This window comes from Clostridium cuniculi (genome assembly GCF_004353185.1).
In the GTDB taxonomy this organism is placed as follows: Bacteria; Bacillota; Clostridia; order Clostridiales; family Clostridiaceae; genus Clostridium; species Clostridium cuniculi.
In genome coordinates this window covers 1-24163 of sequence record NZ_SMUS01000010.1, presented here as the reverse complement: position 1 = coordinate 24163, position 24163 = coordinate 1, and the positions used below count along the sequence as shown (strand labels likewise).

General features: G+C 27.5%; 25 protein-coding genes. 21 read left to right on the top strand and 4 right to left on the bottom strand.

Annotated elements, in window-relative coordinates:
• The first annotated feature begins 155 nt into the window (after nt 1-155).
• The 4 genes from EJJ37_RS06605 (at nt 156) to EJJ37_RS20100 (ending at nt 5944) form a co-directional block, all read left to right on the top strand.
• Nucleotides 156-1604, top strand: a complete 1449-nt coding sequence (locus tag EJJ37_RS06605; RefSeq protein ID WP_133014809.1) for a leucyl aminopeptidase — start codon at nt 156-158, stop codon at nt 1602-1604.
• 209 nt (nt 1605-1813) lie between these two features.
• Entirely contained in the window at nt 1814-3652 is a 1839-nt protein-coding gene (locus EJJ37_RS06600; protein WP_133014808.1) for a sensor histidine kinase, read from the top strand.
• 136 nt (nt 3653-3788) lie between these two features.
• Entirely contained in the window at nt 3789-4451 is a 663-nt protein-coding gene (locus tag EJJ37_RS06595; protein WP_133014807.1) for a YoaK family protein, read from the top strand.
• A gap of 269 nt (nt 4452-4720) precedes the next feature.
• Complete coding sequence (locus tag EJJ37_RS20100; RefSeq protein ID WP_166484678.1) at nt 4721-5944, top strand: hypothetical protein; 1224 nt, start codon at nt 4721-4723, stop codon at nt 5942-5944.
• Between the two features lie 122 nt (nt 5945-6066).
• On the opposite strand, the gene EJJ37_RS06585 is transcribed toward EJJ37_RS20100, so the two are convergent.
• A complete protein-coding gene (locus EJJ37_RS06585; protein WP_133014806.1) occupies nt 6067-7134 on the bottom strand; it encodes a PTS sugar transporter subunit IIC in 1068 nt (355 codons plus the stop codon).
• Nucleotides 7135-7510: 376 nt separating this feature from the next.
• On the opposite strand from EJJ37_RS06585, the gene EJJ37_RS06580 reads away from it, so the two are divergent.
• Entirely contained in the window at nt 7511-8062 is a 552-nt protein-coding gene (locus EJJ37_RS06580) for an ECF transporter S component (RefSeq protein ID WP_133014805.1), read from the top strand.
• A 92-nt stretch (nt 8063-8154) separates the two neighbouring features.
• Nucleotides 8155-8844 carry a radical SAM protein gene (locus EJJ37_RS06575; RefSeq protein WP_133014804.1) on the top strand — a complete coding sequence of 230 codons (690 nt, stop codon included), beginning with the start codon at nt 8155-8157 and terminating at the stop codon, nt 8842-8844.
• A 116-nt stretch (nt 8845-8960) separates the two neighbouring features.
• On the opposite strand, the gene EJJ37_RS06570 is transcribed toward EJJ37_RS06575, so the two are convergent.
• Complete coding sequence (locus tag EJJ37_RS06570) at nt 8961-9323, bottom strand: acylphosphatase (RefSeq protein WP_133014803.1); 363 nt, start codon at nt 9321-9323, stop codon at nt 8961-8963.
• A gap of 279 nt (nt 9324-9602) precedes the next feature.
• Between EJJ37_RS06570 and EJJ37_RS06565 the strand changes: the two genes are divergently transcribed.
• From EJJ37_RS06565 to EJJ37_RS06545, 5 genes are all read left to right on the top strand, one after another.
• The gene (locus EJJ37_RS06565; RefSeq protein WP_133014802.1) at nt 9603-11732 is read left to right on the top strand and encodes a cellulase family glycosylhydrolase; all 2130 of its coding nucleotides are present in this window, start codon (nt 9603-9605) and stop codon (nt 11730-11732) included.
• A gap of 132 nt (nt 11733-11864) precedes the next feature.
• A complete protein-coding gene (locus EJJ37_RS06560) occupies nt 11865-12476 on the top strand; it encodes a hypothetical protein (protein ID WP_133014801.1) in 612 nt (203 codons plus the stop codon).
• Between the two features lie 570 nt (nt 12477-13046).
• Nucleotides 13047-13520 (top strand): C-GCAxxG-C-C family protein, encoded by a 474-nt coding sequence (locus EJJ37_RS06555; RefSeq protein WP_133014800.1) that lies wholly within the window; start codon nt 13047-13049, stop codon nt 13518-13520.
• 27 nt (nt 13521-13547) lie between these two features.
• Complete coding sequence (gene gloA2 / locus EJJ37_RS06550) at nt 13548-13931, top strand: SMU1112c/YaeR family gloxylase I-like metalloprotein (RefSeq protein ID WP_133014799.1); 384 nt, start codon at nt 13548-13550, stop codon at nt 13929-13931.
• Nucleotides 13932-14139: 208 nt separating this feature from the next.
• Nucleotides 14140-14430: a hypothetical protein gene (locus EJJ37_RS06545; protein WP_133014798.1), complete on the top strand. Its 291-nt coding sequence runs from the start codon at nt 14140-14142 to the stop codon at nt 14428-14430.
• A 126-nt stretch (nt 14431-14556) separates the two neighbouring features.
• On the opposite strand, the gene EJJ37_RS06540 is transcribed toward EJJ37_RS06545, so the two are convergent.
• Nucleotides 14557-15186, bottom strand: a complete 630-nt coding sequence (locus EJJ37_RS06540) for a GerMN domain-containing protein (protein ID WP_133014797.1) — start codon at nt 15184-15186, stop codon at nt 14557-14559.
• 186 nt (nt 15187-15372) lie between these two features.
• Here EJJ37_RS06540 and EJJ37_RS06535 point away from each other — a divergent pair, with 186 nt between their 5' ends.
• From EJJ37_RS06535 to EJJ37_RS06490, 10 genes are all read left to right on the top strand, one after another.
• A complete protein-coding gene (locus EJJ37_RS06535) occupies nt 15373-16167 on the top strand; it encodes a histidinol-phosphatase HisJ family protein (protein ID WP_133014796.1) in 795 nt (264 codons plus the stop codon).
• A 199-nt stretch (nt 16168-16366) separates the two neighbouring features.
• Nucleotides 16367-16753: an ArsR/SmtB family transcription factor gene (locus tag EJJ37_RS06530; RefSeq protein WP_133014795.1), complete on the top strand. Its 387-nt coding sequence runs from the start codon at nt 16367-16369 to the stop codon at nt 16751-16753.
• Nucleotides 16753-17130, top strand: a complete 378-nt coding sequence (locus EJJ37_RS06525) for a NifB/NifX family molybdenum-iron cluster-binding protein (RefSeq protein ID WP_133014794.1) — start codon at nt 16753-16755, stop codon at nt 17128-17130. The genes EJJ37_RS06530 and EJJ37_RS06525 overlap by 1 nt, the downstream gene beginning before the upstream one ends.
• 185 nt (nt 17131-17315) lie before the next feature.
• Nucleotides 17316-18011, top strand: a complete 696-nt coding sequence (locus EJJ37_RS06520) for a FadR/GntR family transcriptional regulator (RefSeq protein ID WP_133014793.1) — start codon at nt 17316-17318, stop codon at nt 18009-18011.
• Between the two features lie 298 nt (nt 18012-18309).
• Nucleotides 18310-18717, top strand: coding sequence for a CidA/LrgA family protein (locus EJJ37_RS06515; RefSeq protein ID WP_133014792.1), 408 nt, complete (start codon nt 18310-18312; stop codon nt 18715-18717).
• 1 nt (nt 18718) lies between these two features.
• Nucleotides 18719-19420: an LrgB family protein gene (locus tag EJJ37_RS06510; protein WP_133014791.1), complete on the top strand. Its 702-nt coding sequence runs from the start codon at nt 18719-18721 to the stop codon at nt 19418-19420.
• Between the two features lie 179 nt (nt 19421-19599).
• Nucleotides 19600-20388, top strand: a complete 789-nt coding sequence (locus EJJ37_RS06505) for an electron transfer flavoprotein subunit beta/FixA family protein (protein WP_133014790.1) — start codon at nt 19600-19602, stop codon at nt 20386-20388.
• A gap of 13 nt (nt 20389-20401) precedes the next feature.
• Nucleotides 20402-21622, top strand: a complete 1221-nt coding sequence (locus EJJ37_RS06500; protein ID WP_133014789.1) for an electron transfer flavoprotein subunit alpha — start codon at nt 20402-20404, stop codon at nt 21620-21622.
• Nucleotides 21623-21672: 50 nt separating this feature from the next.
• Nucleotides 21673-23073: an FAD-binding oxidoreductase gene (locus tag EJJ37_RS06495; RefSeq protein ID WP_133014878.1), complete on the top strand. Its 1401-nt coding sequence runs from the start codon at nt 21673-21675 to the stop codon at nt 23071-23073.
• A gap of 135 nt (nt 23074-23208) precedes the next feature.
• Complete coding sequence (locus EJJ37_RS06490; RefSeq protein WP_133014788.1) at nt 23209-23763, top strand: metal-dependent hydrolase; 555 nt, start codon at nt 23209-23211, stop codon at nt 23761-23763.
• A 59-nt stretch (nt 23764-23822) separates the two neighbouring features.
• On the opposite strand, the gene EJJ37_RS20095 is transcribed toward EJJ37_RS06490, so the two are convergent.
• On the bottom strand, nt 23823-24163 hold a 341-nt coding region (locus EJJ37_RS20095; protein WP_166484677.1), incomplete at its 5' end, for a hypothetical protein.

The window sequence follows — 24163 nt, the reverse complement described above, 5'->3', positions numbered from 1 at the left end:
TTTTTTATAAAATATGGAATGATCCAGGTAAAATATGGAATGACCCCGGAGGTCGTTACATTTACTGGAAATTTAAGAATTGATAAAATAATGAGCCAAAATTTGAAATTTATAGTATAATAGAGAAAAGTTATTAAATAAAGGAGAAGCAAAGGATGATAAAAGTAAAAGATTTAAGCATCGATAGCTTACAAGGTACTATTAATCTTGTATATGAAGATGTAAAAAATAATAATAAAATAGTAGATACTTTAAAATCAAAAAAAGTATTTGAAGGAAAAAGTGGACAAGTATTTTATAGAACCACTGAAGAATTAACTTATGAAATTTTTGTAGGATTAGGAAAGTTTGATGAGTTAGAAAGAACAAATTTAATAAATGCAGTTGCTAAGGGAATAAAGCAAGCTGAAAAGTTAAAGATAGATAATCTTGGTATTCACTTTATAAAAGCAAATGGATTATGTACAGGTGGAGTTACTAAATCTATTGTTGAGGGTGTTAAACTAGCAAGCTATAAGTTTGATAAGTATAAGGAAAATAAAGCAACTTATAACCCAGATGTAACTATATTAGATGCACCAAAAGAAAAGATTGAAAAAATGAAGGGGAAAATAGCTGAAGCAAGTAATGTTGCAGATGGTATTATTTTAGCTCGTAATCTTGTAAATGAACCTGCTAATATATTATATCCAGAAACTTTAGCTCAACATGCAGTAGAAGCAGGAAAAGAAAGTGGATTTGAAGTAGAAGTATTTGATGAAAAGCAAATAGAAGAATTAGGAATGAAAGCATTCTTAGAAGTTGGAAAAGGATCAGTGCATAAACCAAGATTAATTGTTATGAGATATATGGGTAATGCTAATAGTGATGAAAGAGTAGGACTTGTAGGTAAAGGACTTACTTTTGATACTGGTGGATATTCTCTTAAGCCATCAACTTCTATGGATACTATGAAAAGTGATATGGGTGGAGCAGCTGCTGTTATTGGGACAATGACGGCACTTGCAAAAAATAAGGTAGAAAAAAATGTAGTAGCAGTAGTAGCAGCTTGTGAAAATGCTATTTCAGGTGGAAGCTATAAGCCAGGAGATATTATTGGTTCTATGGCAGGTAAAACTATTGAAGTTTTAAATACAGATGCAGAAGGAAGACTAACTTTAGTTGATGCTATAACTTATATTATTGAAAAAGAAAAAGTAGATAAAGTAGTAGATGTAGCAACACTTACAGGTGCAGTATTAGTAGCACTTGGATCTGAAATAACAGGAGTATTAAGTAATGATGATGCTTTTTATGAAGAGTTATTAGTTGCTGCAAAGAGAACTGGTGAAAAGTTCTGGAGATTACCTAATGATAAGTGTTTTAAAAAGTTATATAAAGGTGATTTTGCAGAGCTTAAAAATACTGGTGGACGCTATGGTGGAACAATTACTGCAGGTATGTTCATTGAGGAATTTGTACAAGATAAACCTTGGTTACATTTAGATATAGCAGGAACTGCTTGGACTGATGCTGGAAATGATACTACACCAAAGGGCGGAACAGGGGCACCAGTTGCTACATTATATGAGCTTGTTGTAAAGCATAAGTGTAAACATAAGTAAAAATAAAATATTCAAAGAAGTCAATTTTAATTTGGCTTCTTTTTTTAATTTTTATTGGAAAAATTTAAAGAAATATAATATAATTTATTTGCAAATATGTTGTATTTTAATAAAAAAATGCTAAAATTATATAAAGAAATTTTAATTTAATTAATATAGTTATATTTGTTACATAGAAAGACAGAATTTTATGTTCCGAGGGTAGAGAGATGATTGATTACAGAGAAGTTTTTAGAAAAATGCCTATGGCCATGCTATATGTAAAATATAGATTTTTAGAAAATAAAGATTTTAAGATGGAAATTAAATATATTAGTGATAAAATGCTTTTATTATTAAATATGGCTTATGAAGATGCTATATGTAAAGATTTTTTCGATGTTTTATCAGAATACAAAGAAGATATAAATTTTCTTAATATAGTACAAGCTTCTGATGATAAAAATTTAACTTACACTAAATATGTTAAACAATTAATGGATTTTATTAAGATCACTATACAAAAGCTAGATGATGAATATTTTATATTATATTTTGAATCCTGTATGGATAAGCGTTTTTTAGAAGATATCCAGAGAAAAGATGAGATTTTCTTTATTAAGAATATAGAAAATAAATATGTTGATTGTAGTGAAAAGTTTAAAATTCTTTCTGATTATATTGACAAAGATATTTATGGAGCAAGTGATATTGAAATATATGGGAAAGAGATAGGGGAAAAGTATTCAAAATCTTACGAAAAATTTATAAACTCAAGAAAATCTTATTATAGAGAAATTCGTAAATTAAAAAATAAAATTTATTTACTTCATAGATATGCTATATATAGTAACAATGAAATAATTGGAGTTATAGGAATTTTTGAAAATATAATTGGGAAGATGGAAAAAATAAATGATGGTAGTACATTAGCTGATATAATTAACAATATATCTGAGTATATAATTCTTAAAGATACTGAAGGAGTTTATTTAGATTGTAATAATAGTTTTTTAGAGGTATTAAATATTACTAGAGAAGAAATTATAGGTAAAAAAATTACTAGTATCTCTGAATTAAGTGATATAGCTGAAAATACTATTAGCACAGATTTAGAAGTTATTAATGATAGGTGTAGAAAAATATATAATGAATATGTGAAAATTAATGGAAAATCAGTAGAATTTGAAATTGTTAAGGAGCCGTTTCTAGATAGTTATGGTAATTTGGTAGGTGTTATTGAGACTATAAGAGATGTATCTCATAGAAAAGAAGTTGAAAGATTGAGATTGGAGTTTTTTGCAAATTTATCACATGAATTAAGAACTCCTTTAAATCTAATTTTTAGTTCGTTACAAACTATTGAATTAATAGAAAAAGATTTATTAAAAAAGAATAATAGATTAAAAAATTATATTGAAATAATAAATCAAAACTCTAAACGACTATTAAAGTTAGTTAATAATTTGATAGACTCTACTAAATTTGATTGTGGGTATTATGAATATAATCCTCAAAATGATAATATAGTAGATTTTATTGAAAATATATCTATGTCTGCGGCTGAATTTGCTAAGCAAAATGGTATTACTTTAATTTTTGATACAGATGTTGAGGAAAAGATAATGGCATTTGATTTAGAAAAGCTAGAAAGAACAATGTTTAACTTACTGTCAAATAGTATTAAGTATACTAATTCACCAGGAAAGATAGAGGTATTATTAAAGGATTGTGGTGAAACTTTTAATATAACTGTAAAAGATAATGGAATTGGAATCCCAAGTGATAAATTAAAAGTTATTTTTGAGAGGTTTAAGCAAGTAGAGGATAGATTAAGAAAGAGAAGTGAGGGAAGCGGTATAGGATTATCTATTGTAAAAGATTTAATTAATATTCAAGGTGGTATAATAGAGGTTAAAAGTGAGATTGGAGTTGGAAGTGAATTTACTATAAAATTACCAGTTTCGATTTTAAGTAATGAAGATTATTTAGAAAAATTAGATTATAATAAAGTATCTAATGGAATGGTAACAAGAATGAACATAGAGTTTTCAGATATTTATATTTAAATTTTCCATAAGCAGAGAAAGTTTATTTTAGATAAATCTCTGTTTATTTTTATTATAGAATAGATTGAAAAATTAAAAAGGGGTATAATGTATTATTATAGAAAATTATAGAAAGAATGGAATGTAGTAGTTAGTTATGAGGAAACAATTTTCAGAATCATTAAGGGTTGGAGTTTTACTAGCATTAACAGGTGGATTTTTAGATGCATATACTTATTTATGTAGGGGAAAGGTATTTGCAAATGCTCAAACAGGTAATATGGTTATGTTGGGTATTAATTTTCTAGAAGGCAATACAAAGGATATAATAAAATATTTAGTACCAATTATTGCTTTTGCTGTTGGAGTTTTAGTAGTTGAAATTATAAGACATAGATTATTAGAGTATGAAAAAGTTCATTGGAGACAAGTAGTTTTAGCAATAGAAATAATTTTACTTATATTTGTAGCTTTTATATCCTATGATTATATTGCAAATACTTTGATTTCATTAATTTGTGCAATGCAAGTAGAAAGTTTTAGAAAATTTCATGGTAATGCTTATGCCACTACTATGTGTACAGGCAACTTAAGAAGTGGAACAGAAAAGTTAGTTGTTTTTATGAAAAATAAAGATAGGAATTATTTAAAGGTAGCTTTTCAATATTATTTTATAATATTTGTTTTTTGTTTTGGTGCTTTTATAGGTTCGATTTTTTCATTAAATATAGGAAGAAAAGCTATATTAATTTCCTGTATTCCATTAGTATTATCGTTAGTTATAATGGGATATAAGAAGGAGGAAAATATAAATTTATAATAGGTATGTAAAGTATTAAAATACAAGAAAATATAAAAATAATTGATTTATACTTTTTAAGTTATTACATAGAAAAAGAGTAACAGTTTATAAGTTGCAAGAATATTAATATATAAATAAATATTATAAAGTAGTACTTAGGCTGAAGGTAGCTAGAGTACTACTTTTATACTTTTAAAACACAAAACTTACATAAAGTGCGACTAAGTTTTATATTATTTGGAAATAATGATAAAAGCGTGAAAGGTAGAGAATGGAGGTCGTGATTAATGAAACAAAAGTGTGAGACGTGTGAGAAATGCGGTAAAAATGCTGTATTTTTTGATATTAACTTGCAATTATGGATGTGTGAGGAATGCTTTAGTAAAGAGTATAAGGATTTAAAGGTAGATGAATTTATAAAAATAAATAGTCAAGATAGATATAATGAAGAGCTTAATAATATATTAATAGCTATGGAGAAATTGTGTGATTCTATAAAGGAGTCTAATAATAAAAGAATTGAAAAACAATTTAAAAAAACACCATACTCTAAGGATTTAAATGAATTATTGTCTGCTATGACAAGGGAAAGGTTAGCTAAGATTGCTGAAGCTTTAGGGATTAGTAAAGTTTATAAATATAAAAAGCAAGATTTAAAAGAAGTTTTATTATCATCTTATGAAAAACTTATATTAGAGAAATTTGAGCTTTTAGATGAAGGAGCATTTAAGTCTTTAAGAAAATATTATAAAAATAATGGTGAAAGAATCTTAGATAACATAGGTGATGATGAAGGTATTTATATAGATTATTTTGTTGAAATTGGAGCAATATTCCCAGTTGAAAATAAAGATGGTAATAAGATGTTCTTAATGCCATCAGTAACTCAAGAACTTATTAAATTATTAGAAGATTTTCAAGTTAGACGTAAAATTAAAAATAATACTAAGATAATAAGCTTGTATAGAGGGATGGTTAGGGCATATGGTTTACTAGAGGTATATCAAATAGTTGAATTTGTAAAGCAATACTTAGTTGAGGAATATGATCATCAGTACTTAGTTAATATTTTAAGAGAAAGTTCTAAATATAGTGATGAATATATTATTGAAGGTGCCTTTGTATTTAATTCTAATATAGATAATTATGTTAGTCTTTATAATGATATTAATAGAAAAATGAAAAATAGAGATTATAGAAAGTTTTCTGAAAGTGAATTATTATCATTATCTAAGAGTAATTGGGAAGTTGATAATAGTTATGCAAAGGATTTTAAAAGGGGATTTTTAAAGTACTTTATTATGTCAGAAGAGGAAATAGATGAATTCTTAAAGTTTTTATACGTTATAGTGCAGGAAAAAAGTTTAGATGAAATCTTAAGTGAAATAAAGGGTATGATTCAAGAAGAAGAAGCTAAGGAAATAGGTGTAGATATAATTGAAAAATATGTTGTTAACTTGCCTATTTGGACTAACAAAGGAAGATGTATGAAAGAGTTGAAAATTAAATAATAATTTATAAAAGCAGTAATCATTACGGGGTATATGATTGCTGTTTTTCTCTTTGGAAAATAAAGGGTGTACCTCCGGGGTCAATCCATATATTGGATTGACCCCGGAGGTACACCCATTTTTTACAAGTCTAAAGCCATATCACCTTGTTTAATCCATTCTTTCTTACGCATAAATTCTGAAATTATAAATGTAAGAAGAGCTGGAAGTACAAAATGCATTATGATTATTTGTAATATAACTATTTTTGATGATGCTGTTTGTGTCATTGTTTGATAAGCCATAATTTGTCCAACAAATCCTGCAGAACCCATACCAGAGCCAGTTGCATTATTAGTCATTTTTAAGAAGGTTGAAGAAATAGGACCTAATATTGCACTGGATATAATTGCAGGTAACCATATTACAGGCTTTTTAATTATATTAGGGATTTGAAGCATTGATGTACCAATACCTTGCGCAAGAAGGCCACCAAATTTATTTTCTCTATAGCTTGCAACAGCAAAACCAACCATTTGGCAGCAACAACCTACAACAGCAGCACCAGCAGTTATTCCATCAAGATTTAGTATAACTCCAATAGCAGCAGAACTAATAGGTAGTGTTAATAATATACCCATAATTACTGAAACTAAAATACCCATAATAAAAGGTTGCTGTTCCATAGCAAACATTATTATTGATCCTAGCCAAGTCATAAATTCTGAGATTGGAGGACTTATAAGTAATCCAACAGTAGAACCAACAGCAATACTAACAAGTGGAGTGATTATTATATCTATTTTTGTTTTACCAGCAATAAGATGTCCAACTTCAATTCCTACTAATGCAGCAATAAAAGCGCCTAAGGGTTCACCAGGACCAGCTAGTGTAATAACTCCAGTATCACTTATGATATTTCCAGTAAGTATTTTAGTTGCAAAACCACCAACTATACCAGATACTGCTGCAGAAATTACTATAAGTGGAGTTTCTTTAAATTTATAAGCAACGCCAACACCTATTCCTGCACAAGTAGCTGCAGCTGCAAGTTTACCTATAAGGAATATGGTGGTGCCTAGGTTTCCACCTATAAAATTACCTATTTGTTGTAATATAGTACCTATTATTAATGTAGAAAATAGGCCTAAAGCCATACCGCTTAACCCATCAATAAATATGTGATTTAAGTATTGTTTAAATTTTTTCATAAATAATACGTCTCCTTTTTGAATTAACAAGTGTATATACAGATGTAACAATATATTAAGTTTAACATAACTTGGACATATGAGTCAATTTATTTTAAGATTTCTAATGATTATGTTAAATATTAGTATTGCAAAAAATAAGTAATGAAGATATAATGTTAAATAAATTTATAAATCTAGTAGAAATACTAGGAGAGGTTCGTATGACCATCCCTCTATAAAAAACTAGGCTTAGTTATAAAATAAATATGTTATTTTATAACTTAATAAGAATATGTTTTGTTTATAGGACCTCTAAGTTATAACTTAGAGGTCTATTTGTTTTGGAAGGCAGAAGAAACCTCTCTTACTATTACTAAATAGGAGGAGTGGAAAAATGAAAAAAAACAATACTAGTAAATTGGTACTTATATCCTTATGTGTAGGTGTAAATGTTATAGGAGCATTGATTGCAGTTGCATTAAAATTACCTATTTTCTTAGATACAATAGGGACATTTATAGTGGCATTTCTATTTGGACCAATGGCAGGAGTTATTACTGGTATATTGAGTTATTCAATAACTACATTAACTTTTGATCCATATGCGCTATATTTTATACCATCACAAATTATAGTAGGATTTTTAGCTGGAGTTCTTTATAGAAAAGGAGCATTTAAGAAGAAGGCTATAATGCCATTTAGTACATTATTAATTGCATCTTGTTCAGCCTTTGTTGCTGCAATTGCATCAGCATTTGTATTTGGAGGAATAACTTCATCAGGAAATTCAATAATTGTAATGTACTTAAATAGTTTAGGATTAGGTTTAGTGCCAAGTGTATTTATAACTCAGATATTAACAGAATTTATTGATAAGATGATAATCGTATTATTAGTATTTAATGTTATAAAAGTTATGCCTAAAAATTTTAATTTCCAAAATTAATGTATATATTAGATTTTTTGAAATAACCTATAGAAATTATATAAATATAATTAAAATTAGAACAGACAAGCTGTATTATATAGGAGATGAATATGGATAGATATAATAAAATCACCAATAAAAATAATAGAGAAATTGTTTTATTAAGGTCATTCCCATGTATTTGGGGGAAATGTAGTTTTTGTGATTATATTGATGATAATGGTAGAGATGAAGAGGAGTTAAATAAGTTAAATAAAGAAGTCTTAGATAACATAACTGGTGAGTTTGGAGTACTTGAAGTTATTAATTCAGGTAGTTGTTTTGAAATACCTAAAGAAACTATGAATTATATAAAGAAAATAGTAGATGAAAAAAAGATTAAATTGCTATTTTTTGAAAGCCACTGGTGCTATAGAAATAGATTAGATGAAATTAAAAACTTCTTTAATATACCTATAATATTTAAAATTGGTGTTGAAACATTTGATTACGATTTTAGAAATAATTTTTTAAATAAAAATGCTAAGTTTAAAGATGCTAAAGAGGTGGCTGAAAAATTCCAATCTGTATGTTTAATGGTAGGAATAAAGGGTCAAACTAAAGATATGATTAGAAAAGACATAGAAATACTTTTAGAGAATTTCAAGTATGGAACAATTAATGTTTTTGTTGACAATACTACATCTATAAAAAGAGATGAAGAATTAGTTCAATGGTTTAGAAAAGAATATAGCTATTTAGATGATCATCCAACAATTGAGGTGTTATATCATAATACTGATTTTGGTGTAGGAGATTAATAAAGTTAGCAATGGTAAGTAAGATATTTTAACTTACCATTGCTATTTTAAATTTAGGTTACGTTAGCTAACTTTGAGATTAGTTTTCTAATTTAGAAATTTTATTATATGTAAATTTATTTAATAATTATAAATTCATCTTCTATGCAAACAACATCTATTATTTGCTCTTTAATTTCTATTATCTTAATTCTTTTTAGAGATTTCATGAATTGCACTAAAAAGTCAATTTTATCTTTTTCTCCTTGAATTTCGGCTTCAACTTCACCTTGAGGAGTATTTTTCACCCAACCAGTAAGACCTAATTTTTTAGCTAGTAATGATACTTCAAACCTAAATCCAACTTTTTGAACTCTTCCTATAAAAATAAACTTTTTTCTAGTTGTATTACTACATTCAAAATTTGGTAATATAATATTTTCAACTTGATTAATTACATAATTATTTCTAATAGCTTTAAACTTTTCTTTAATATTCATAAAAATACCTACCATAAATTAATATAAATACACAATATATAATAATTGTGAGTTTTATTATATTATAAATGTTATTGAACAATCTACCAAGTAAAAAATATTTATAATATATTTAACATAGAGATTAATTTCATGGAAGTAGACATATATAAGACTGAATGTATAAAAAATGATGATTTTTATATAAAAAAAGTAGTGTTTTTAAGTTGCAACATTTATGTTAACATTTACATTAGTTAATTGAGAATTTTTATTAACAAATCAAAGGGGGAGAATATTATGAAAAGAGGAAAAATTTTAAAGAAATTGATGGCTAGTATGTTAACACTATCTGTAGCTACTTCATTAGCATTTATAGGAGAAGATACTACATTTGCAGAAGAGAGCAGTAAAACTGAATCTCAAAAATATGTTGAGGCTATGGGGAAAGGCTGGAATTTGGGAAATACCTTTGATGGGGTTGACTTAGACTTAAATAGTGAAGATAAAGGTGAGGAAGCTTGGGGTAATCCAGCTGTAACTAGAGAGCTTATAAAAGAAATTAAAGAAAAGGGATATGATAGTATAAGAATTCCATTTACAGCTTATAGAAGATATTCAGAGGTAGATGGGAAATATGTAATAAATCAAGAATGGTTAGATAGATATAAAGAAGTTGTTAACTGGGCAGTAGAGGAAGGTCTTTATGTAATGATTAACCTTCACCATGATTCTTGGATATGGCTTGCTGATTGGAATGGTGACAAAGAAGCAGTAGAGTATAAGATATATGTGGATTTATGGGAACAGCTTGCTGATGAATTTAAGGATATTGATGAAAAGGTATGCTTTGAAACTATAAATGAACCTAGATTTAATGCTGATGGTGATATTTCAAAGCAAGATAGATTAGATATGCTTAATTTAGCTGCATATGAGATTATTCGTAATTCAGGTGGAAGAAATGATACAAGAATGATAGTAATGCCTACAATGGATACAAATCATGAATCAAAAAATAGTGAACCACTAAAGAATTTAATTACTAGCTTAAATGATGAAAATATTATTGCTACAGTACATTATTATAGTGAATGGGTATTTAGTGCAAACCTTGGTAGAACAGGATTTGATGAACCTCTTTTTGATTGGAGTAATGAGTATACAGCAAGAAAAGCAGCAGATGAAATGTTTGATACAGTTTATAATACTTTCATAGAAAATGGAATTGGTGTTGTAGTTGGTGAATGGGGATTATTAGGTTATGATGCCGGTAATGAATGTAATCAATTAGGTGAAGAATTAAAGTATTATGATTATATTAATTATTTAGCAGATGAAAATGATATAAGTATAATGTTCTGGGATAATGGATCAGGAATTGATAGATTAGATACAGAAGATTATTCTTGGAAAAAGCCTTTAGTTGGAAATGCTTTAGAAGCTGGTATAAATGGAGAAAGATCATCTTATTCTACAGGATTAAATACAATTTACTTATCAGATAAAGTAGATGAAAATTTAGAAATAGAGTTAACTTTAAATGGTAATGATTTTGAAGGAATTGAAGGGTTAACTGAAGGTGTTGATTATACTTACAATAAGGAAGAATCTAAAGTTATTCTTTCAAAAGACTTTGTAAACAATAAATTTAATTCTTTAGCAGAAAATGAGTATGGAAATATTGCTGATTTAGTAATGAAATTTTCTGCAGGTGCTGATTGGCATCAATATTTAGAAAAATATACACAACCAATATTATCAAATGCTGAAGGAACTACAGAAGGATTTAGTATTCCAACTAAATTTAATGGAGCAAAATTAAGACGTGCTACTGCTTTCGATAAAGAGGGGAATGTAGTTGGACCTAACTCTAGCTGGTGGAGATATTTACAATACAGTAGTGCATTTATGGCTGATTATGAAAATGGTACAATAGAAATTTATAATAATTTCTTTAATGATTCTTCTATAAATGATGGAGAAATTAAGTTGTCTTTTGAATTCTATGATGGTCAAATAGTTGAGTACACTTTATTAAAGGATGGATCTACTATAACTGGAGTTGGAAACCAACAGTCTGAAGAAGAGGATGGAAAAGGGGATGAAAACCAAAATCCAGGGGATGAAAATACAGATGGAGAAAATCCAGATGGAGAAAATCCAGGCGAAGAAGAAAATAATCAAAAGCCAGGCACTGGTGAATCAGATGATAAAAATGAAAATAAAAATGAAAATAATAATGGTTCTGTGAATTCAAATCCAGAGAACTCAAAACCAGGTAATACAAATCAAAGTACTGTTTCAGGAAAGGACACATTACCTAAGACTGGAGCTGTAGTTGGTACAACAGTTATATGTGGAATAGCATTAGCACTTGTAGCTGTAGGTTCATTTATATTTTTCAAGAAGAAAGAATCAAATAAATAGAATTTCCATATAATGTATGAACCTCCGGGGTCAATCCAAATATTGGATTAACCCCGGAGGTGTATTTCTTAGAATAAAAAGAGGTATTCATATGTAGAATTATAATAAGAGTGATATATTTGGAGGAAGTATATGTCATCAGATATTCAGGAAGTGAGTAATTTAAAAGAAATCTTATGCAGGAAAAAGGTTGCTGAAATAAGGAAGAAGTATTATAAGGCTGAAAAGAGAGTTTATAAGAAGATATTAAAAAATAATGATAGTGATTGTGAATTTTTAATTAAAAGTAGTTTTGTAGAGTTTAGAAAGAGGTATTTTAGTAATCTTTATAATGTTATTAATGGTATAGTAAATAACTCTATTGGAAGTATAGAAGGAGAAATGAAAGCTTATATTTTTGAGAAAGAAAGAAGTAGAACATTTGAGGTTATATCTCTAATAAGGAGTATTTTAGATAGAAATGATATAATATGGGCATTGCACAAGGAATATTTGGAGTGTAGAAAGGATTGTACATGTCCAGAAGTTATTACAATTGTTATTGGGCAACAACATCAAAATATAGCATTAAATATTTTTAATATGCTAGGAACTAGGGAAAATGGACAGATTTTTGTAATTAATAACATAAGGGTTAGGATAGTTTTTAATTTTATCCTTGAAAATAATATATGTAATTTAACAAACAACAATATAAGATATTGTATATTAGAAGATGAAACATTACCAATATTAACTCCATAGGTAAATTACCTCTAGTTTTGATAAGAATACATATAAACTAGAGGTAAATAAAAAAATATTAGTGGTGAAGCAATGTTTTTAGTAAAAGTAGAAAAAAATCAGAAAATTATAGAAAAATATATGGAAAAATATAAATAATATGATATAATAAATACATAACAAGAAAACGTATACAAAATATAAAGCGGGAGGATTTAATATGGTTGATGAATCAAAAGTTGTAGAAATGAATGAGGAAGTAAAAGAGAAAAAAGATGAAGTAAAATCATCTAAAGAAGATGCTATACTTAAGGAATATGAAGATACATTAGGGTATTAAGAGAATTTAAATTGTAAGCTTATAGGGGCTGATGGGGAAGGTTCCTTATAGTTTATTTATGGTATTTAGGGTAAATCAATTATGGTATAAAAGGGTATTAAATAAGATGTTAGATAGGACAAGATATTTAGCGTCTTATTTTTTTATTGAAATAAATAGTATTATTCCGTAAAATACCAATTAGGGACATTGAATCAAGTTATAGTTTATAAAAGTATTTATTTATATATTTACTTTGGGAGGCGTTAAAAATGCAAATGAAAACGGAGATTAGTATTAATAAGGTAAAAAAGGATGCTGAGGATTTATTTAGAGGGGGATTTTTCTGTTCTGAAGCAGTAATGAGTAGTATTAGAAGCAATTTTGAATTAGATATACCTGAAATTGTTATTGCAATGGCATCTGGATTTCCAGTTGGAATAGGTAGATCAAAATGTTTATGTGGAGCAGTTTCAGGAGGGGTAATGGCATTAGGGCTATTTTTTGGACGAACAGTGCAAAATGATCCTAAGGTTGAAAAGAATTTGGAAGTAGCAAAAGAACTACATGATTATTTTAAGGTAGCCAATGGTAAGAATGCTTTATGTTGTCGTATATTAACAAAAGAATTTGATATGTCACAAGGTGAGCATAAGGAACAGTGTATCCATTTTACAGGATTAGTTGCAGAAAAAGTAGCTGAAATAGTAGTTAGAGAGTTTAATTTAAAAAATATTGATAAATAATTTTATGAGTTTTATGGAGAAAAAATTATGAAGATAAATAAAATACATCACGTAGCAGTAATTTGTTCAAATTATGAAGTATCAAAAAAGTTTTATACTGAAATATTAGGTCTTAAGATTATTAGAGAAGTATATAGAGAAGAAAGAGAATCTTACAAATTAGATTTGGAGATTGGTGATAGTCAAATAGAATTATTTTCATTTAAAAATGCGCCTGAGAGAGTAAGTTATCCTGAAGCAAGGGGACTTAGACATCTTGCTTTGGAAGTTGATGATATTGAAGAAACTGTAAGGTATTTAGAAAAAAATGGAATAAAATGTGAGCCTATAAGAATAGATGAGTTTACATTAAGAAAATTTACTTTTTTCGAAGATCCAGATAAATTACCACTTGAATTATATGAAAAATAGAAGGTAATATTATACTTTAAGCTGTTTTAATAGCTCTATTAAGATTTATTATAAAAATAAACCTTTATAAATGGATAATTTATAGTTCATTGGATATGAAGGTGGATATTACCAATAAATTAAGAACAAGATTCGACAAGCTGATTTAAATATATCTTGTATAATTAACTTGTAAGAACTTAGAGTCATATTTTTTAGGGGGATGGTTATGAGTACACAGGACAAGCTACTTGAATTAGCAGAAGAAGCAGTAGAAACAATTAAGGAACTAATCAAAAGAACAGAAGAAGAAAATCAATTAGTTAATGTAAATTTTAATGAGTGTGGGGATACTATAGTTTTTACATTAAAGAATAATAGAACTGTTGAGTACAGTTTAAGTGAGATAGGGTATATTTTTGAAGATGATTTAGATGGATTAGAGATTTTTTCAGCAAAAAGGTTTAAAGAGTTTTATATTAAACTTAAAAATATTCAATCACAAACTGAACTTTTATAGAGATAAGACATAATATTTTAACTTAACTTTACAATTAAATAATTATTAAAGCTGGTACATAAATGAAATATAAAAGATCAGGAAGTATTTTGTTTAGAAAGGGATGTACCAGCTTTTTTATTTGTATTATTCTAAAGGTTTTAGATAATCTTTAATATTATCATAATTAACAGAAAAAGATTCTCCATCTTCAAGGATTATATGATTTCCGGTATAAGGTTTGCCATCTATTAAGAGAATAAAATTATTAACATCATAATTATAACAATAAGTATACATTAAACTATCTAAAATTCCACCTTCAGGACCACTTCCAAGATTTTTTATACTATTATAATAATCAGCAGATAAGTCTACAGTTAATAGATCATTACTTCTATCTAATTTTGCACTTTTAACATAAAGACTTTCTGGTAATATGGAAATTCCAGATTTTACTTCTTTTTTTAACTCTTCTGTAAGTGAAGAAACTAATGCATTATCTTTTACTGCAATTACAGTATCTTTATAATAATAGCAATTATCAGAACAATGATAATAAAAAATTCTACAATTCTTATTAACAATATTATCTTCGGAATTATTTTTATCAATTTCCTCTTCAACATATTCTTCATTATCTGACTTTGATGATTCACTACTAGAAATATTAGAATTATTTTCTTCAGTTATTGTTTTATCATTTACATTTGTACAGCTAAAAAGAAAGAAAGTTAATGATAGCAAAGTAAAAATAGTTAATAGATATTTTTTCATTGCTTACTCCTTTAAAATAAACTTTATCTCTAATATTATATGAATATAGAGTTATTAGTTAGTATTATTATGAAGATAAAACTAGAAAATAAGAAATATTAGTATCTTAATATGTTATTAAGATAAAATTAAAATTTATGTTATACTATCCATGGAGTAAAATTTGTAGCAAATAAGGAGAGTAATATGTATTTAATTGATTATCATATCCATTCAAATAATTCTTTTGATAGTAAGGAAACAGTATCAGCAGTTTGTGAAGCTGCAATTGAAAAAGGTATAAATGAAATTTGTTTTACTGAACATTTTTCTGTTAAAGAAGGAATAAAAAGCTATGGTTTTTTAAATTTAAAGAAGTATAGTGATGAAATAAAAGAGTGTAAGGAAATTTTTAAAGATAAGCTTACAATCAGAGCTGGAATTGAAATTTGTGAGCCACATGAAAATGAAGAGGAATTAAAATTAATACTTGAAAATATACCTTTTGATTTTATTTTAGGATCAGTACATAATTTTGATTATAATATTGGACTTGCAACATATATGAGTTCACATTCTAAAGAAGAAAGTTATAGTAGATATTTTGAGGAAGTAAATAAGGTTTGTACTTCACCTTATATTTATATTGTAGCTCATTTAGATTTAATGAAGAGATATGCGTTTAATACTCATGGGAACTATGATTTTAATGAATATAGAGAAAAGATAGAAGAAGTACTTAAAAATATAATCAATTCAGGTAAAGGTATTGAAGTTAATACATCTACATTAAGAGGAATGGTAAATGAAACTATGCCATCAATTGATATATTAAAAATGTATTATGATTTAGGTGGAAAAATAATAACTGTAGGTTCTGATGCTCATAAAGCTGAAGATGTTGGAGCTGATATTAAAGAAAGTATTGAGGTATTAAAGAATATCGGATTTAAAAATATATATAGATTTAAAAACAGACAAGCAATTCCGGTAGAAATTTAAGAAAGATTATTACTAGGTGTTGGGACAAACTGTAAATAGATGTAATTTATTGTATTTAGAAGTAATTGTGAGATAAATAAGTAGTTTGATGATTTTTAACTAATTATCAGATAAATTTGCTTTAAATTAAATTTGAGAAAATTAAATAAGAGGAATACAATTTAATTAAGCAATTACTTAATTAGATTGAGGTATACTTATGAATGAAAAAGTTAAAGTTTTTAAAGCTATAGGTGATGAAACAAGGTTAAAAATATTAATTTTATTATCTAGTAAAAATGTATGTGCAAAAGGGATTGCTAAGCATTTAGAGATTTCTGAAGCAGCAGTGTCACAACATATAAAAACTCTTAAGGAAGCAAATCTTGTAATAGCATATAAAGAGGGATATTACGTTATGTATGAATTAAATAAAGAGGTTTTAGAAAACGCTAAAAAGTTTATGGACCTTCTCATTCATAAAGATATAGATTTAATAAGTAAGCAATGTAATATTAAAATTAGTGATTTAAATATAACTAAGTGTAAACTTAGCTGTAAATCAATGAAATGTTGTTGTAAGAGAAAATTTAAGGAGGAATTATAATGAAAGTATGTTTCCCAGTTAAATCTAATGAAGGTATGAGTAGTATACCTTATAATCATTTTGGTAGTGCTCCAGAGTTTGTTATTTGTGATTTAGAATCTAATGATGTGAAGACTATAGGAAATGGAGACTTAGGACATGAACATGGAAAATGTCAACCTATTAAGGCATTATCAGGTGAGGTAGTTGATGCTGTTGTAGTTGGTGGTATTGGTAAAGGTGCTATAGTTAAATTAAACTCTATGGGAATAAAGGTTTATCAAGCTATTGAAGGAAATATAGAAGAAAATATTAACTCTTTAAAAAATGGTGAATTGAAAGAGTTTGATAGTAATCATACATGTAATCATGATGGATGCTCACACCATCATCATTAATATTATTAGGTCAGCTATTAGGCTGGCCTTTTTATGTTATTTGAAAAGAGTGTGTATTTAATATTTATAATTCTTTAACAATAGCAATATAGAAATATTATGTAAAATTTGTTATTATTATCAATAATAGAGAAAATAATAATAAAAACTTTGATAATATATTAAATGTAGTTATAGAGGGTAAGATGAGTGAAAAAAATAAAGATACAAAGGTTTATACAAAAGTAATAAAAGATATTAAAGAAAAAATATTAAGTGGTGAATTAAAAAATGGAGATAGATTACCATCAGAGAGAGAAATGGCAGAAAAACTAGAAGTATCAAGAACATCTATAAGAGAAGCAATTAGAGTACTAGAAATTATGGGGTTAATTGAAAGTAAGCGGGGATCTGGAAATTATATAGCAAATAGTTTTGGAAATTCACTTTTTGAGCCTTTGTCTATAATGTTTATGTTACAAGAATACTCACCAGAAGATATTCATGAATTAAGAGAAACTCTTGAAATAGAATGTTGTAGAGTAGCAAGTAAGAGAATGTCTGATGATGATATTAAATTATTAAATGATGTAGTTGATAAAATGTATAAAACAAATGATGAAGAACAAAGCTTATTATTAGATATTAGATTTCATAATATAATTGTTAAATCATCTGATAATCCTTTAATTGTTAATATGCTTGAAGTTATATCTCAACTTATGGACAAGTTTATTAAGGAATCTAGAAAAATTATTCTTTGTGAAGAGAATAATAGAGAAATTCTTTTAAATAGTCATAAGGAAATAGTATTGTCTTTACAAGAAAGAGATGAAGAAAAGGCTATATATTCAATGAAAAAGCATTTTGAAATAATAAAGCAAGCTTATGAAAATTACTAAATATAGAATTATATAATAAGAAAAATTAAATAAATTGGATTTTTTTAATAATATGTAAATTAGTATGATGTAAAGGATGTCTATTTGAACTACCCCATGTCAAGTAAGCAGGAGCAGTTCAAATGGATATTTTTTTAGTTAGAAGTCATTGGTCCAGTACATAACAACTATATCTATATAGCTCCTTTTTAGAAAAGAAAACATTTATGTTAATTTAATAACAATTATTTACAATTAGAAAATTGAGATTTATAATATAGATAATTGGTAATACCAATTTTAGGAAAAGGAGGAGTCAATGAATATACTTAAACAATGGATTTTAATTTTATTTGTTTATTTCTTAGGGGAAGTTGTATCGAAAGGTTTGTCATTACCTATACCAGGTAATATTATGGGGATGATATTTCTTTTCATTTTCTTGGTTACAGGTATTATTAAACTAGAAAAAATAGAGAATGCTGCAAAGTCTATATTAGATAATTTAGCATTTCTATTTATTCCAGCGGGTGTGGGACTAATGAATTATTTTGGAATAATAAGTAATTATGTTACACAAATACTATTTATAGTTGTTATAACTACCTTTATTGTAATGTCTTGTACAGGATTAACAGTTCAGTTAATATCTAAAAAAGTAGAAGCTATAGCAATCAAAAAGAGTAAAAGTAAAGAATCTACAGTTTCTTTAGAAAGGGGTGAATAGTATGGATATTTTCACTTCTAATATGTTTTTTGGAATTTTCATATCATTAGTTGCATATGAAATTGGACAAATCCTTTATAAAAAAACAAAATTGCCAATATTTAATCCACTTTTAATAGGAATCATTTTAGTAATAGTATTTTTAAAAGTATTTAATATTGACTTTGAAACATATAATCAAGGTGGTCAATTTATAAATATGTTTTTAGGACCAGCAACAGTAATATTAGCAGTACCGCTTTATAAGCAATTATCATTACTTAAGAAAAATTTTATACCTATTATTATTGGTATAACAATAGGATGTTTAGTAAGTGTTTTATCTGTAATGATACTAGCCAAAATATTTAATTTAAATAATGAATTAATTATTTCTTTATTACCTAAATCAGTAACTACTCCTATAGGAATAGAAATTTCAAATACTCTTGGAGGAATAACTGGAGTAACTGTATTAGCAGTTGTTATTACAGGTATAACAGGAGCGATTATTGCGCCTATAGTCTGTAAAGTTTTTAGAATAACTGATCCAGTGGCTAGAGGAATTGGTATAGGAACCGCATCACATGCTGTAGGAACTTCAAAGGCTTTAGAAATGGGAGAAACAGAAGGTGCTATGAGCTCATTATCTATTGGAATTGCAGGACTTATAACTGTTGTAATTGCACCTATATGTCTTAATATTGTATCTAAATTTTTTTAGATATTAATTTATTTATCTAAAATTTAATATCAATATAACTTAAGAAATATATATAGAGGTTTATAGTTTTAAAATTGGTAATACCAATTTTAAAACTAAGTTATTACTAAATAAACTAGCAATATAATTTTTAAAATATAATTTAAGTTCAATTAATGTATATTAGGGGAGGAGAAAGTATGAATATTTTAGTTTGTATTAAGCAAGTTCCAGGAACATCTAAAGTTGAGGTTGATCCAGTTACTGGAGTTTTGAAAAGAGATGGTGTTGATTCGAAAATGAATCCATATGATTTATATGCATTAGAAACAGCTTTTAAAATTTCAGAAAATAAAGGTGGTAAAATAAATGTTTTAACAATGGGACCACCACAAGCTAAAGAAATTATTAAGGAAGCTTATTCTATGGGAGTGGATCATGGTGTATTGTTATCTGATAGAAAATTTGCAGGAGCAGATGTTTTAGCAACTTCTTATACCTTATCTCAAGGTGTTAAAAGTATGGGGAATTTTGATTTAATAATTTGTGGAAAGCAAACTACTGATGGTGATACTGCCCAAGTTGGTCCAGAAATGGCTGAGTATTTAAATATTCCTCATGTTGCAAATGTTAGAAGAATTATAGAAGTAAAAGATGAATCTATAGTAGTTGAGATGGATATGCCAAATACATTGGAAATAGTAGATATTAAATTACCTGCTTTAATTACTGTAGAAAAAGGAATTTTCGAACCTAGATTACCTTCTTATAAAAAGAAAATAGCAACCAAGGACAGAGAAATAGATGTTAAGAGTTTATGTGATTTTAAAGATCAAGATGAAAACCATTACGGGTTAAATGGTTCTCCAACTCAAGTGGAAAGAATTTTCCCTCCAAAGGTTAATGATAAAAGGGAAATGTGGAAAGGTAGCAGTGAAGAGTTAGTTACAAAATTTGAGGATACATTAAAGGAATTAAAGTTTATTTAAGGGGGTATAGTTTATGGGAAGGTTAGTAATTAATCAAGATAAAGTTGGAAATAAAGAAGAATTAGTTAAGATATGTCCTTTTGGTGCACTTGAAATTAAAGACAATAAACTAGATATAAATAGTGGATGTAAAATGTGTAAATTATGTGTTAGAAAAGGGCCAGAGGGTGCAGTTGTATTTGTTGAAGATGAAAAGATAGAGATAGATAAAAGTCTTTGGAGTGGAATTGCCGTTTATGTGGACCACGTTGATGGAGAAATTCATCCTGTAACACTTGAACTTATAGGAAAGGCAAGGGAACTAGCAGATAAGATTAATCAAGAAGTTTACTGTATAGCAATGGGAGATAATATTGAAAATAATGTTCGTGAGCTTTTACATTATGGAGTTGATAAAGTATTTTTATATGATGATAATGAATTAAAATATTTTAGAATTGAACCATATACTTCAGTAATTGAGGATTTTATAAAGAATGTTAAGCCAGCAGTATTATTAGTTGGAGCTACAACTGTTGGTAGGTCATTAGCACCAAGGGTTGCAGCTAGGTTTAGAACTGGACTTACAGCAGATTGTACTATTTTAGATATAAAGGAAAATACGGATTTAGTTCAGATAAGACCAGCTTTTGGTGGAAATATTATGGCTCAAATTGTTACTCCAAACTCTAGACCACAACTTGCAACTGTTAGGTATAAAGTTATGTCAGCACCAGAAAGAAGTGAGAATGAAGCAGGTGAAATAATTAAGTTATCTATAAAAAAGGAAAAATTAAAATCTAATATTAATGTATTAGAAGTAGCTAAAAAATCTAAGGAAAAAGAAATAAGTGAAGCTGATGTTTTAGTTGTTGCAGGAAGAGGGGTAAAGAGCGAAAAAGATTTAGAAATGATAAAGGAATTAAGTGAGCTTTTAGGAGGTCAAGTTGCTTGTACAAGACCATTAATTGAAGCTGGATGGGTTGATGCAAAAAGGCAAGTTGGATTAAGTGGTAGAACTGTTAGGCCAAAGCTTATTATTACATGTGGAGTATCTGGAGCAGTTCAATTTACTGCTGGAATGAATAATTCTGATTATATATTTGCTATAAATACTGATGAAAAAGCACCAATTTTTAAGGTTGCTCATTATGGAATAGTTGGTGATATTTATGAAGTTGTACCAATGTTAATTGAAAAACTTAAAAATAATGTTTCAGGAGCAATAGAGGAATTTGCTATAAAAGGTGTTTAGTTTAATTTTAGTTGGTTCTAGGGCAAATATAAAAATGGGAGGAATTTATGATGGAATATAAGGAATTTTCAGTAGAAGATTATAAAAATATATTAGATTTAATTGGTGACAATGATAGAGTTTTATATGGGGAAAATATAAGTGAAGATTATAGTAGAGATGAGCTTGGCTCTGTTAGAGTTATGCCTAATGTGGTGGTACAAGCTTTAAGTGCTGAAGAGGTTTCAAAGGTAATGAAATATGCTTATAACAATAACATTCCAGTAACTCCAAGAGGTTCAGGTACAGGTCTTGTAGGAGCAGCAGTTCCTATTAAAGCTGGAATTGTTATAGATTTAAGTAAGATGAATAAGATTTTAGAGTTAGATGAAGAAAACTTAACATTAACTGTTGAGCCAGGTGTGCTTCTTATGGAAATAGGAAAGTATGTAGAAGAATTTGATTTATTTTATCCACCAGACCCTGGAGAAAAAACTGCCACTATAGGTGGAAATATTAGTACTAATGCAGGGGGAATGAGAGCAGTAAAATATGGAGTTACTAGAGATTATGTAAGAGGACTTGAAGTTGTACTACCTAATGGTGAAATTATTAATATTGGTGGAAAAGTAGTAAAGAATAGTTCTGGATATGCATTAAAGGATTTGATAGTGGGTTCTGAAGGAACTTTAGGAATTGTTACAAAGGCTGTATTAAGATTATTACCATTACCTAAAAAGGCAATTAGTCTTTTGATTCCTTTTGATACTTTAGATAATGCAATTGAAACTGTACCAAAGATAATTAAATCAAAATCTATTCCAACAGCAATAGAATTTATGCAAAGAGCAGCTATAGTTGCAGCTGAAGAGTTTTTAAAGAAACCATTTCCTGATAATTCATCAGATGCATACTTATTATTAACCTTTGATGGAAATTCTAAAGAGGAAATAGAAAGAGCATATGAAGGAGTAGCGAATATTTGTTTAGAATCTGGAGCTTTAGACGTATTTATTTCAGATACAGAAGAAAGACAAGAAGCTATTTGGAGTGCTAGAGGAGCATTTTTAGAGGCTATAAAAGCATTAACTACTGAAATGGATGAAGTAGATGTTGTTGTACCTAGAAATAAAGTTGCTGAATTTGTTAAGTTTACACATGAAGTTGAAGAATCTCAAGATATAAGGATAAAGAGTTTTGGACATGCAGGGGATGGAAATCTTCATATTTATATATTAAGAGATGAATTAAATTCAGAAGAATGGAATAATAAACTTAATAATGTTATGGAAATATTATATAAGAAATCAAGAGAGTTAAATGGTCAAGTTTCAGGGGAACATGGTATTGGATTTGCTAAAAAGCCATTTTTAAATGAATCATTACCAAAAGAGTCTATAGAAATTATGAAAGGAATAAAACTTGCCTTTGATCCTAAGAATATCTTAAATCCAGGTAAGGTCTGTCAATAAACGCCAAAATTCGGGATACCTCCGGGGTTAATCCATATATTGGATTTACCCCGGAGTTTTAAAAAGAACATACTTTCACTTTGTTGAAAAATGTAGTAGAATATAAAGTGATAAAATTACAGAGGATGGAAGTATATGAAAGGAAAAGAGCATATGATTGTAGGAACTACTGCAACGGCAACTATGGGGATTGGATTTTTAATTACCAAAACTTTTGATAGTGCTGTATATTTAGCTCCTTTAATTATTGGTGGATTTATTGGATCATATATGCCTGATATTGATTCACATAATTCTAAAGCAAGACAAGTTTTTAATAAGGTATTAACATTTTCTATAATAGCAATAGTATTAGGATATATGTTGGGAATAGCATTAAGTGTAAGTGATGTATTGAATTTCTTAGAAAATAATATCCACAATTGTTTTGCAACAGTTATGTTTTGTATAACAACTGTATTAGGAAAGTTATCCCCACATAGAATGTTTACTCATAAATGGCTTGGAACATTAATGTTTTGTGGAAGTGTATATTTAACAGGAAATATATATTTAGCGCTAGGCTTTTCTATGGGATATATTTTACATATTGTTTGTGATAGATTTTCACCAAGAGGTAAGAATTTGAAATTCTTTGAGTTTAAATTGCCTTGCAAGAATTCTAAGAATAAAACAACTATTACTTGGTAAATGCAATTTTTAATAAATTAAATCTCTAATTAATAAATAATTAATAAAAGAATTGGCAACTATTTAGCTGCCAATTCTTTTATTTTTATGTTTTTAGGTAAGTTTGTTTTTATTGATTTAAGTATACTTTTTGGATCTTCTGTTATTATGGAACAAATAAGTAAATCATACTTAGTTGTAAGTTTTAACTCATAAGTATTTTCCTTATCCTTTTTTTCAAGTAATAGACTTTGAATTTCATTGAATTCACCATAGTTATTTTTTACCAATACATAATTATCATATATTGCAAATTTAGTACAAGATAATTTTATACAGAAAAAAACTAGTATATTTATAATTATAACCGCTATTAAGTAATAAGGTGTTATATTACTCATAAATGTATAAGCAGCAAATA

What these genes read in the sequence shown, in the direction of transcription:
- EJJ37_RS06605 (WP_133014809.1), top strand. Translation starts at nt 156, where the DNA reads ATGATAAAAGTAAAAGATTTAAGCATCGATAGCTTACAAGGTACTATT.
- EJJ37_RS06600 (WP_133014808.1), top strand. Translation starts at nt 1,814, where the DNA reads ATGATTGATTACAGAGAAGTTTTTAGAAAAATGCCTATGGCCATGCTA.
- EJJ37_RS06595 (WP_133014807.1), top strand. Translation starts at nt 3,789, where the DNA reads ATGAGGAAACAATTTTCAGAATCATTAAGGGTTGGAGTTTTACTAGCA.
- EJJ37_RS20100 (WP_166484678.1), top strand. Translation starts at nt 4,721, where the DNA reads ATGAAACAAAAGTGTGAGACGTGTGAGAAATGCGGTAAAAATGCTGTA.
- EJJ37_RS06585 (WP_133014806.1), bottom strand. Translation starts at nt 7,134, where the DNA reads ATGAAAAAATTTAAACAATACTTAAATCACATATTTATTGATGGGTTA.
- EJJ37_RS06580 (WP_133014805.1), top strand. Translation starts at nt 7,511, where the DNA reads ATGAAAAAAAACAATACTAGTAAATTGGTACTTATATCCTTATGTGTA.
- EJJ37_RS06575 (WP_133014804.1), top strand. Translation starts at nt 8,155, where the DNA reads ATGGATAGATATAATAAAATCACCAATAAAAATAATAGAGAAATTGTT.
- EJJ37_RS06570 (WP_133014803.1), bottom strand. Translation starts at nt 9,323, where the DNA reads ATGAATATTAAAGAAAAGTTTAAAGCTATTAGAAATAATTATGTAATT.
- EJJ37_RS06565 (WP_133014802.1), top strand. Translation starts at nt 9,603, where the DNA reads ATGAAAAGAGGAAAAATTTTAAAGAAATTGATGGCTAGTATGTTAACA.
- EJJ37_RS06560 (WP_133014801.1), top strand. Translation starts at nt 11,865, where the DNA reads ATGTCATCAGATATTCAGGAAGTGAGTAATTTAAAAGAAATCTTATGC.
- EJJ37_RS06555 (WP_133014800.1), top strand. Translation starts at nt 13,047, where the DNA reads ATGCAAATGAAAACGGAGATTAGTATTAATAAGGTAAAAAAGGATGCT.
- gloA2 (WP_133014799.1), top strand. Translation starts at nt 13,548, where the DNA reads ATGAAGATAAATAAAATACATCACGTAGCAGTAATTTGTTCAAATTAT.
- EJJ37_RS06545 (WP_133014798.1), top strand. Translation starts at nt 14,140, where the DNA reads ATGAGTACACAGGACAAGCTACTTGAATTAGCAGAAGAAGCAGTAGAA.
- EJJ37_RS06540 (WP_133014797.1), bottom strand. Translation starts at nt 15,186, where the DNA reads ATGAAAAAATATCTATTAACTATTTTTACTTTGCTATCATTAACTTTC.
- EJJ37_RS06535 (WP_133014796.1), top strand. Translation starts at nt 15,373, where the DNA reads ATGTATTTAATTGATTATCATATCCATTCAAATAATTCTTTTGATAGT.
- EJJ37_RS06530 (WP_133014795.1), top strand. Translation starts at nt 16,367, where the DNA reads ATGAATGAAAAAGTTAAAGTTTTTAAAGCTATAGGTGATGAAACAAGG.
- EJJ37_RS06525 (WP_133014794.1), top strand. Translation starts at nt 16,753, where the DNA reads ATGAAAGTATGTTTCCCAGTTAAATCTAATGAAGGTATGAGTAGTATA.
- EJJ37_RS06520 (WP_133014793.1), top strand. Translation starts at nt 17,316, where the DNA reads ATGAGTGAAAAAAATAAAGATACAAAGGTTTATACAAAAGTAATAAAA.
- EJJ37_RS06515 (WP_133014792.1), top strand. Translation starts at nt 18,310, where the DNA reads ATGAATATACTTAAACAATGGATTTTAATTTTATTTGTTTATTTCTTA.
- EJJ37_RS06510 (WP_133014791.1), top strand. Translation starts at nt 18,719, where the DNA reads ATGGATATTTTCACTTCTAATATGTTTTTTGGAATTTTCATATCATTA.
- EJJ37_RS06505 (WP_133014790.1), top strand. Translation starts at nt 19,600, where the DNA reads ATGAATATTTTAGTTTGTATTAAGCAAGTTCCAGGAACATCTAAAGTT.
- EJJ37_RS06500 (WP_133014789.1), top strand. Translation starts at nt 20,402, where the DNA reads ATGGGAAGGTTAGTAATTAATCAAGATAAAGTTGGAAATAAAGAAGAA.
- EJJ37_RS06495 (WP_133014878.1), top strand. Translation starts at nt 21,673, where the DNA reads ATGGAATATAAGGAATTTTCAGTAGAAGATTATAAAAATATATTAGAT.
- EJJ37_RS06490 (WP_133014788.1), top strand. Translation starts at nt 23,209, where the DNA reads ATGAAAGGAAAAGAGCATATGATTGTAGGAACTACTGCAACGGCAACT.